Below are 9,898 nucleotides of genomic sequence, written 5' to 3'. Positions count from 1 at the left end.
GACATATCATGGGCTTACAGAGGTATTGCTCGATTAGGGGGTTGGAAGAATACAAAGCGAACGGGTCGTGCTTCTATAAAGACATTATGGCAAGGATGGTTTAGGTTACAAACCATCCTTGAAGGGTATGAACTGGCTAAGTCTCTTGATTCACCAGACTTGTGATCAAGAGACAGCCTCCTAACCTCCCCCTGAAAGGGGGAGGAACAGAACGGTTCAGCTTCCACTCTAGAGCATAATGGGGCAAAAATGAGCCAGCGAAGATCGGCCTGACACAAGTTTGGACAATTGTGAGTTTCGAATCGGCACAAAAATGACGGGTTTCAGATTCGAAAAAGTATGGAATGGCTCTAAACCTGTAGCTAATTTTTATCGGCCACAACAATCCAAACTTTTCTTGAAATTCAGCTCGAAACTAAGCTTTAGCAAATTTCATTATGCAGCCACTCCTTGCTCTTTTGGCGATTCATGTGGCTCACCGCTAACCCCCATCATCATCTTATAATGCGCGCCATGCTCAGACTCTTCAAAAATCTTCTTGAAAACTTTTCTGTAGGTATCAATAACCCCAATATCTTGAGTTACGTACAAATCGTCAATAGCATGGTGAGAGCCATCGTTAACCCACGAAAACAGTGACTGGCAAATCAACCTTTCTTCTCCTTCGAAAAGCTCAATCATGTCATCTTTTTTGATATTCCCTAAGAACGTAAAATAGTTCTCTAATATCTTTCTCATTGTATTTTGAATAGTTAGCGAACAAGGTTCTGGCGCTTTTATCTCCTGCCAGAGTAATTCATACGATGATTTTATTGGATTTGAATTATGCCCAACAATTTTAGAAGTACCAGCAACTTTCCTCACTATCCAAAAGGTTTCATCACTCAGTTTATCTTGCCCTGATCGCCTTTTATTAAACGTAACTTCCTTAAAAAAATAAGTGTTATGAGTCAAGACAAATAACTGCTTCATTAAGCTAGAATCATTTATAGCATCGGACATTAATCCTTTTATTAAAGTACTTACGATAAATAAAATATCGCTATCCAAACTAGAAACAGGATCATCGATAACTACAACTCTGTCAGTTGTTATGCCAACTTCGCTGAAGCTACCTTTAAGTAAATGGTAAAAGTATAAAAAAGATATAAAGGTTTTCTCTCCTTCACTTAATGTCTCTTTTGCACAAGAGCCATCACCTCTAACAATAGAGTAACAACTGTCTTTCATAGATTTGCCAATAGTAAAACTAGTAAATCCAAATGACTTTAATAAGCTGTTAATCGCATCGATAGTTGGCTGAATTGAAGTAGTGTCCTTTTCTAGTGCCTTTATTTCAGCATCCTTAGCTATCTTATCTGCCTTTTTAGCATTTATACCGACAGTTAAGCCATGAATAGCTTTTTGCAAACTTGAAGAATCTTTTGTGTATTGTTGAAGTTCTGCTTTCAGTTCCTTCTCCAACACAAACTTCCAAACCTGATTGACTAACAATTCTTTTTCGCTTTTAAAGTTAGATACAATCAAATTATGCTGATTAATTGATTTGTTGGCGTTTTCAACTATCGATTGAATTTCATCGATTATTTGATGGGTAGCTTTTAATGTAACAGTAGAAGCAGGCTCTGATATTTTATTAGCAAGCAACTGCATATTCTCACTGGTTATCGCCTTCAATGTGTCAAACTTGGCTTTTAATAAGTTGCTGTCAATATCTGCATGGCTATTAGCCACAAGACTTTCGAGATGTGAAATCAATTGTTGTGATGAGCTAGAATATGTCGCCACTACAGCCTGTAGATATTCAATATTTTGAGTAAATGTTTCGTCGAAATAATTGGCTAACTGCTCTTCAAAGCCACTCCGTAGTGTTTGTTGGCAAAAGGGGCACTCACCTTCTGATAGAGGTAAGTAGTTCGTACCATGTCTAACCCAATCACTGTTATTGAGCTTATTAATTACACCTGCTATATCAACATCATTTTTACCAATAATTCTCTGTTGTAAAATCTGATGTTGTTCCAATTCCTTTAGTTTTGACGAGTCAAGAGTAAGTTGGATTAATTGTTTTGATTCTGGAGTATCACCAAATAATGTCTTTGCTTTTTCAATTAAATATTCTTTTGTTTTTAAATCAGCAGTATTACTAGCGTTTTCACTAATAACTCGATCTTTAAACTTGGATTTACTGTTACGTACACCTTGAAAAGCGTCTTTAAATAACTCGTCTAATTTATCTTTTACTAACCAACATTTATCTGTGAAATGATTATCAATAACTTCAAGATCTCTTATTTTACCCTTGTTGCTGTCGTCACCATTTAAAACTAATTCCTTGGATTTAATTTCTTCAACTATCTTGTCTAATTCACATTTTCCTTGCGCAATACTATCTATAACTGCTTGATCAGCTTCCCCTAAGGTAAATACACCGGGTAGGTCCTTTTGAGGATTGAAATTTTTCTCTACAAAATCTCGATTATAAACAAATCTTTCTATGGGCGAACCAGACCACTTAACTGCACAGTTTGCGTACCTTGTTGAATCCTCAATCAATCTAGATATTGTCGTTTTACCAGCACCATTTGCACCAAAGAAGAAATTAAACTTTTCAAGTGGTGACACCTGTTGAGGGACTATTCCATATGTTGCTGCGTTAGCAATTTCTAGAGAATTAATCATGCGACATCCTTGTTAGATAATTTAACGTCACCAGAGATTAATTTTGGCAATAAATAATCTCTATTTTCAGTTAGTTAATTAGTTTTTTTTTGAGTAGCCACCATTACAGTAGTCACTTTGTATCATTACTAAAATTGGGTCAATCGTTGTGTTTCAGAGTGAGCCTAAAGTCACGCTACTAAATCACTTTGAGGCATTTTCGATTTTGGTAGGTAGCTCAGTAGCACGGACCTGAGCAGAAATCTGTCAGCTAGAACTATCTGAAACCAAGGTGGGAAACTCCTAATTGTCGGGCACACACTTCGAAAGCTTCTTTTCAAGCCAATGCTGAAAGTGTTCCTCTTGAGTTCCTAACTCGTTTGATTGGCGCAGTAATACGTAATTATGCCCCGATAAAATAAAGCCAAAAGGTGCAACCAGCCTTCCATTGGTCAAATCATCGGAAACCAGAGGGTATGAACCAATTGCAGCTCCAAGTCCATCTGCGGCTGCCTGTATACAGAAGTAAAAATGATCAAATGATTGATTAGACTTGCTTAGATGAATTCCATGGTTTGATTTTGTTAACCAATTGTTCCACGCACTAGGGCGTGTCTTACTGTGAAGCAGGGTTATATTCGAATAATCATGTTGAACCCTAGTCCAGTACTCTGGAGAACAAACAGGCCCGACCCATTCTTCAACTAACTTGTGTACTCCATAATCTGAGGGTATATCAAAATCATCACGACGAATTGCCATCGACAAGCCAGCTTCCCCTAACGTGATAGGCCCCCCGGCAGTAGATAGCCTTATGTCAGTTCCAGATAGGTTGTAATAATCCGAAAGTCTGGGCATAAGCCAACGCATGGTTAACGTAGGCTCGCATGATATTTCAAGGTAATTACCTTTGGTACTCTTTAACTTATTAATGCCTGCATCTAATGCATCAAAAGCCACGTTGGTGTATTGCTTAAGTAACTCCCCCTCTGGGGTGAGTATCATTCCCCGACCTTTTTTGCAAAACAGTGGCAGAGAAAGGTAAGTTTCTAACAATTTGATCTGCTTACTAACTGCTCCATGAGTTATGTGAAGCTTATCTGCCGTCACACTATAACTGGGAGACTCTGCGGCTATATGAAAAACATGAAAAGCTTTAAGGTGTCTCATCTGTGATTTTTTCTCACATCAATTATGCATTATTTTCGATTATATCTGGCTAAAAAAAACTTACAATAATCTTAAATAAACAATATGAGAGAATGGATGTGGAGATAACAAGTTATATCGTTTTGGGGCTATTAATCGTCGTAAGTCCGGGTGCAGACTTTGTTTTGGTGTTAAAGAACAGTCTTAACAATGGAAGGAGATCAGGATTGTTGACCGGACTTGGCATTGGTATTGGTGTATGTATTCATATTACCTACTCAACCTTGGGAATTGGTCACTTATTATCACAGAACACAATATTGTTTAGCATGATTAAATACGCGGGTTCAGCCTACTTAATTTACTTAGGGATTACTGGCATCTTTTGTTCAAAGCTTAAATTTGATCGCGAGACTGTATCTATATCGCAGTCAAATGACAACGCACGGAGATATTTTATACAGGGCTTTCTTTGTAACATGCTGAATCCGAAAACTATGCTGTTTTTTCTAAGTATATTTAGCCAACTTATCTCCCCGGACAATGATAATAGTTCATCCTTTGCGTTGATTTATGGGCTATACATTTCTGTGTTACATATCTTGTGGTTCTGTATAGTCGCATTTCTTGTCACTTCGGAGAAAGTCTTATCTGTTTTTCAAAGATTTGGAAACAGGATTAATCAAACCTGCGGTGTAGGACTTGTAGCCTTTGGGGCAACTCTAGCGTTCACGAACTAATCAAGCTCGTAAAATACCACCTCTTCCGTGCCATGCTGACAAAAGAAACGATAAAGGATCGGTAAATTTTCAAACACCACTCCATAGTTATCAGTCGTAAAGAAATGTACTGTGATTTCTGTGGTGCGATCTGCTATTAAGTAATTGCGTTAGATTGGAAAGGGGCAAAAACATTCCAACAACCTATATCGCTCATCATAAATAGCATACCCAATACTCACGAAATTAATTCCCTCCCCCTAAAAGGGGGGGAGGAACAACACCGTGATGATCTTCCACTATTAAAGCACAATAGGGCAGCGTGTTTACGTTGCGTATATAACTTCTGCCAAGTGCTTTGGCAGAGGGAAAACTGACAAATTTTGTTGTAAATGATCAGGTTTGATTGGAAGTGATCATACTATATAAATTATCTTCCTATACCTGTCGTCTCCTAGTGTTCACGATAAGGTCTTTATTTCTCTCTGATACTCCTCTTTATGGCTACCTCTTTAGGGTAGTTTGAGTTTGTAATTGATTTACATCAGTAATTCATTTTCTTTCATAATTAAAAATCTCGCTCAATGAAACGTTACCATAATTAGGAACCCATATGAGCAGGATGAAGCTGGTTGTCATCGGTAATGGCATGGTTGGCCATCGCTATATCGAAGATTTGGTCGAAAAAATGGAGGCATCGTCTGTTGATGTCACGGTTTTTTGTGAGGAACCGCGTGTTGCCTACGACCGCGTCCATCTTTCTTCCTACTTTTCGCACCATACCGCTGAAGAGCTTTCGCTTGTTAAGCCGGGTTTCTATCAAAAGCATGCGATTAATGTCTTGATGGGCGAGCGGGCGGTTAACATTAACCGCGAAAAGCGCGTGGTCTATTCAAATACTGGCCGTGAAGTGAGCTATGACAAATTAGTCTTGGCGACGGGCTCTTATCCCTTTGTACCGCCGATCAAAGGCAATGAAAGTAAAGACTGCTTTGTCTATCGCACCATTGAAGATCTAAAGGCCATCGAAACGTGCGCGAAAAAGAGCAAAAGTGGCGTAGTGATAGGCGGTGGTTTACTTGGCCTTGAAGCGGCTGGCGCGCTGAAAGCGTTGGGCGTACAAACCCATGTGATTGAGTTTGCTCCGGTATTAATGGCTGAGCAACTTGACTTGCAAGGCGGTTTACAACTGCGTAATAAAATTGAGCGGATGGGGGTGCACGTTCACACTAGCAAAAATACGCTAGAGATCGTTGCTCAAGGCGAGACCGCTCGTAATACCATGAAGTTTGCCGACGGTTCGGATTTGGAAGTTGACTTCATCGTATTTTCCGCAGGGATACGTCCTCAGGACAAATTAGCTCGTGAAATGGGTCTAGACATCGCGCCGCGTGGTGGCGTTGCCATTAACGATCACTGCCAAACATCCGATCCTGATATTTACGCGATTGGCGAATGTGCTTCTTGGAATCAAACTTTCTTCGGTCTGGTCGCTCCTGGTTACAAAATGGCAACGGTTGCGGTTGATCATCTTGTGGGCAATGAGAGCCAATTTAGTGGTGCAGACATGAGCGCCAAGCTCAAACTGCTGGGTGTGAAGGTGGGATCGATTGGCGATGCCAATGGGCGAACTCCGGGTTGTAAAAGCTACGTCTATCAAAATGAAGAAGATGAAGTTTATAAGCGCATTATCGTTTCTGAAGATGGTAAAAAACTGCTTGGTGCAGTTTTAGTCGGCGACACGTCAGATTACGGCGATTTACTGCAACTCAAACTCAATGATATTGAGCTGCCCAAACACCCTGACACCTTGATTCTACCTGCGCATGCTGGCGCTGAAAAACCGGCATTAGGCGCGGATGCACTACCTGATACTGCTGTGATCTGCTCTTGTTTTGATGTGACTAAAGCGAAAATTGCCCAAGCCGTGGCCGATGGTCATCATACGCTCGGCGCGATTAAAGCGGTGACAGGGGCAGGAACAGGTTGTGGTGGTTGCGTGCCTTTAGTGACGTCGGTTCTGAATGCGGAACTGGCTAAATCGGGTGTGGAAGTCAAAAACGATATTTGTGAGCACTTTGCGTATTCACGCCAAGATCTGTTCCATTTGATCCGCATTAACGGTATCACACGTTTTGATGAGATGTTGGCAAAACATGGACGCGGTTATGGGTGCGAAGTCTGTAAGCCAACAATTGGTTCTATTCTGGCCTCGTGTTGGGGGGATCATGTGCTCTCGCCATCGCTGGTCAGTTTGCAAGACACCAATGATAACTTCTTGGGTAACATGCAAAAAGACGGTACTTATTCGGTGATCCCACGCATGGCGGGTGGTGAAGTCACACCACAAGCGCTTGCGGTGCTGGCGAATGTCGCTCAGGAATACAAACTTTACACCAAAGTGACGGGCGCGCAGCGCATTGGTCTGTTTGGTGCTCAAAAAGACGATTTACCTGAGATTTGGCGCAAACTGATTGATGCTGGATACGAGACAGGCCAAGCCTATGCCAAAGCTCTGCGCATGGCAAAAACGTGTGTCGGTAGTACGTGGTGTCGTTTTGGTGTGCAAGACAGCGTCGGTTTGGGTGTGCTGATTGAAAACCGCTACAAAGGTATCCGTACACCACACAAGATGAAGTTTGGTGTCTCAGGTTGCACCCGCGAATGTGCCGAAGCGCAAGGGAAAGATTTAGGCCTGATCGCGACCGATGCGGGTTGGAATATGTATGTCTGCGGTAATGGTGGTATGAAGCCTCGACATGCCGATCTGCTGGCCTCTGATTTAGATGAAGCAACACTACTGAAATACATCGACCGTTTCATGATGTTCTACATTCGCACAGCCGATAAATTACAACGCACCTCAGTGTGGCTAGACAACCTAGAAGGTGGCGTTGATTACCTGCGTGAAGTGATTGTGGACGATAAGTTGGGCATTAACGATCAACTCGAAGCAGATGTGGCAAAGCTTATTGCTGATTATCGCTGTGAATGGACAGAAACGCTTAATCATCCTGAGCAATTAACTCGTTTTACTCACTTCATTAATTCTGATTTACGCGATGAGAACGTCGTGTTCGTCAGCGCTCGTGAGCAGCACCGTCCTGCGACTTATAGCGAAAAACACCCAGAAGCGAAAGGCGATATATTCCACATTGCGCTTGCTGATTCAGCAATCTCTACCCCTGTTTTGGAGAAATAACTATGGCCAATAACACAGTATTTCAAGCCATCTGTGGCATTAATGACATTGTTCCCGGAACGGGTGTGTGTGCACTGGTGAATGGTGAGCAAGTGGCTCTCTTCCGTCCGACTGAGGCGCAAGAAGTGATGGCGATAAGCAATATGGATCCCTTTGCTCGAGCCAATGTGTTGTCACGCGGTTTTATTTGCCAACATCAAGAGCAGTTCTGGATAGCAAGCCCGCTTAAAAAGCAGCGTTTCAATCTCATAACAGGCCAATGTATGGAAGATGAACGCTTTAGCGTGAAAGCTTATGCCGTGCGAGTCACCGACGGTGTGGTCGAAGTCGCGGCTTAACAGCCGCTTTTGAGACGATGAGATTCAATAGCAAAAAGGTTCCTTGTTCATCAAGTTCTCTTGATTATGCATTGATGGTTGGGAGCCTTTATCTATTCAATTTCCCTTTTTAATTTTAACTTTGGTGACAATAAGGACCATTATGTCTTATGTAAAACCTGCCGATTTTGTGCAGACAATGATTGACGCTGGCGAAAGCAAAATCTTCATGTCAACGCGCGATACCCTGATTCGTGGCATTATGGCGGGGGCGATTCTTGCTATCGCCGTCGCTGTGGCCATTACTGCGGCTGTGCAAACCGGAGTGCCTATTGTTGGCGCTCTGGTCTTCCCTGTGGGGTTTTGTATTTTGAACCTAATGGGCTTTGATTTATTAACGGGTGTTTTTGCTTTAGCGCCTTTAGCTTTGTTTGAAAAACGCGCCGGAGTAACCAAAGTGGGCGTTCTACGGAATTGGGGCTTGGTTGGGCTAGGTAACTTAATCGGTGCCGTTGCCGTCGCCTTTTTAGTGGCGCTAACCTTCACCATGAATTTCAGTATCGAGCCGAGCTCGGTTGGGCAAGCGTTTATCAAAGCGTCTACTGCTCGCACTCTTGGCTTTGCCGAACACGGTATTAATGGCTGGATCACCGTGTTTGTGAAAGGCATCTTGTGTAACTGGATGGTGTGTCTAGGTGTTGTCGGTGCTATGACATCAACTACTGTGAGCGGCAAAGTGGTCGCGATGTGGCTACCTATTTTTATTTTCTTCGGTTTGGTTTTTGAACACGCCGTAGTGAACATGTACCTGTTCCCACTTGGCATGATGTTGGGCGCTAAATTCACCATCGTCGATTGGTTGGTGTGGAACCAAATTCCGGCCACATTGGGTAACTTAGTGGGCGGCTTGTTATTTACCGGGTTAAGCCTTTACATGACTCACGGTAAAACCTTGCCACAACGCAACCTTGGCTAACCATTGTTAAGTGAGGTTTAACCTCGCTTAATGGCGATATCCTTTTGTCGATAAGGTAGAGAGTAATCATGGTAAGCAGTGTAACGAGTCGCGGTTTTGTCTCTTTAGTGGGCGCAGGGCCGGGCGATCCCGATCTACTGACGGTTAAGGGGCTACGCGTGATCAGCCAAGCGCAAGTGGTGGTGTATGATCGTTTAGTTTCGCAAGCGATTTTAGATCTGGCGCCAAGCAGCGCGGAGATGATCTATGTTGGCAAACAGTTGGATTTTCATTGTGTGCCGCAAGATCAGATCAACCAAATTCTGGTCGATAAAGCCAAAGAAGATAAAAAAGTTGTCCGTTTGAAAGGCGGTGATTCTTTTATTTTTGGCCGAGGTGGTGAAGAGCTCGAAACGCTGGCTGAACATCATATCGCTTATGAAGTGGTTCCGGGGATCACGGCGGCGGCAGGCTGCACGGCTTACGCGGGGATTCCGCTGACGCACCGTGATCACGCGCAAAGTGTGCAGTTCATTACGGGTCACTTACAAAAAGAAGGTAAAGCGATCAATTGGCGATGTTTAGCGCAAGATAATCAAACCTTGGTTTTTTATATGGGGTTAAAGCAGTGCCCGAATATCACACGAAACTTGTTGGATGCTGGCCTGAGCGCAGAAACGTCTTGCGCGATTATCGAACGCGGCACTACAGATAAACAGAGAGTATTGACGGGCTCGCTTGACGATTTACCCCTTTTAGCGCAACAAGCACAAAGCCCAGCCTTGATTGTGGTCGGCAGTGTGACTCGCTTGCACGACAAATTGAAGTGGTTTGGCGTATACTAAGCGCAATTTGCAAAGCAGCGGCGAACAGGCCGCTGTTTTTGTTTCTATTT

7 protein-coding genes and 1 pseudogene are annotated in these 9,898 nt (G+C 42.7%); 6 read left to right on the top strand and 2 right to left on the bottom strand.

What is annotated here, in order from left to right; translation table 11 throughout:
* Positions 1-165, top strand: a pseudogene (locus AACT23_RS18010) (IS4 family transposase); the annotation flags it as partial.
* Positions 166-435: 270 nt separating this feature from the next.
* Here AACT23_RS18010 and AACT23_RS18005 read toward each other — a convergent pair.
* Positions 436-2,682, bottom strand: a complete 2,247-nt coding sequence (locus AACT23_RS18005; RefSeq protein WP_094130376.1) for an AAA family ATPase — start codon at positions 2,680-2,682, stop codon at positions 436-438.
* Positions 2,683-2,964: 282 nt separating this feature from the next.
* Entirely contained in the window at positions 2,965-3,831 is an 867-nt protein-coding gene (locus AACT23_RS18000; RefSeq protein ID WP_094130373.1) for a LysR family transcriptional regulator, read from the bottom strand.
* A gap of 98 nt (positions 3,832-3,929) precedes the next feature.
* Between AACT23_RS18000 and AACT23_RS17995 the strand changes: the two genes are divergently transcribed.
* From AACT23_RS17995 to cobA, 5 genes are all read left to right on the top strand, one after another.
* On the top strand, positions 3,930-4,550 hold the full coding sequence (locus AACT23_RS17995; RefSeq protein WP_217899563.1) for a LysE family translocator: 621 nt from the start codon (positions 3,930-3,932) through the stop codon (positions 4,548-4,550).
* 592 nt (positions 4,551-5,142) lie between these two features.
* Positions 5,143-7,731 (top strand): nitrite reductase large subunit NirB, encoded by a 2,589-nt coding sequence (gene nirB / locus AACT23_RS17990; protein ID WP_094130367.1) that lies wholly within the window; start codon positions 5,143-5,145, stop codon positions 7,729-7,731.
* Between the two features lie 2 nt (positions 7,732-7,733).
* Entirely contained in the window at positions 7,734-8,069 is a 336-nt protein-coding gene (nirD, locus tag AACT23_RS17985) for a nitrite reductase small subunit NirD (RefSeq protein WP_094130364.1), read from the top strand.
* 142 nt (positions 8,070-8,211) lie between these two features.
* A complete protein-coding gene (locus tag AACT23_RS17980) occupies positions 8,212-9,024 on the top strand; it encodes a formate/nitrite transporter family protein (RefSeq protein ID WP_094130361.1) in 813 nt (270 codons plus the stop codon).
* A gap of 68 nt (positions 9,025-9,092) precedes the next feature.
* On the top strand, positions 9,093-9,848 hold the full coding sequence (gene cobA, locus AACT23_RS17975) for a uroporphyrinogen-III C-methyltransferase (RefSeq protein ID WP_094130358.1): 756 nt from the start codon (positions 9,093-9,095) through the stop codon (positions 9,846-9,848).
* Positions 9,849-9,898 lie beyond the last annotated feature (50 nt).

Source organism: Vibrio sp. V09_P4A23P171 (assembly GCF_963875615.1).
GTDB classification, from domain to species: domain Bacteria; phylum Pseudomonadota; class Gammaproteobacteria; order Enterobacterales; family Vibrionaceae; genus Vibrio; species Vibrio anguillarum.
Note: the sequence above shows the minus strand (reverse complement) of the source record. Positions and strands in the feature narration are given on the sequence as shown.

Coding starts and splice junctions, on each gene's coding strand:
- AACT23_RS17980 (WP_094130361.1), top strand. CDS start 8,212: ATGTCTTATGTAAAACCTGCCGATTTTGTGCAGACAATGATTGACGCT.
- nirB (WP_094130367.1), top strand. CDS start 5,143: ATGAGCAGGATGAAGCTGGTTGTCATCGGTAATGGCATGGTTGGCCAT.
- AACT23_RS18005 (WP_094130376.1), bottom strand. CDS start 2,682: ATGATTAATTCTCTAGAAATTGCTAACGCAGCAACATATGGAATAGTC.
- AACT23_RS18000 (WP_094130373.1), bottom strand. CDS start 3,831: ATGAGACACCTTAAAGCTTTTCATGTTTTTCATATAGCCGCAGAGTCT.
- nirD (WP_094130364.1), top strand. CDS start 7,734: ATGGCCAATAACACAGTATTTCAAGCCATCTGTGGCATTAATGACATT.
- cobA (WP_094130358.1), top strand. CDS start 9,093: ATGGTAAGCAGTGTAACGAGTCGCGGTTTTGTCTCTTTAGTGGGCGCA.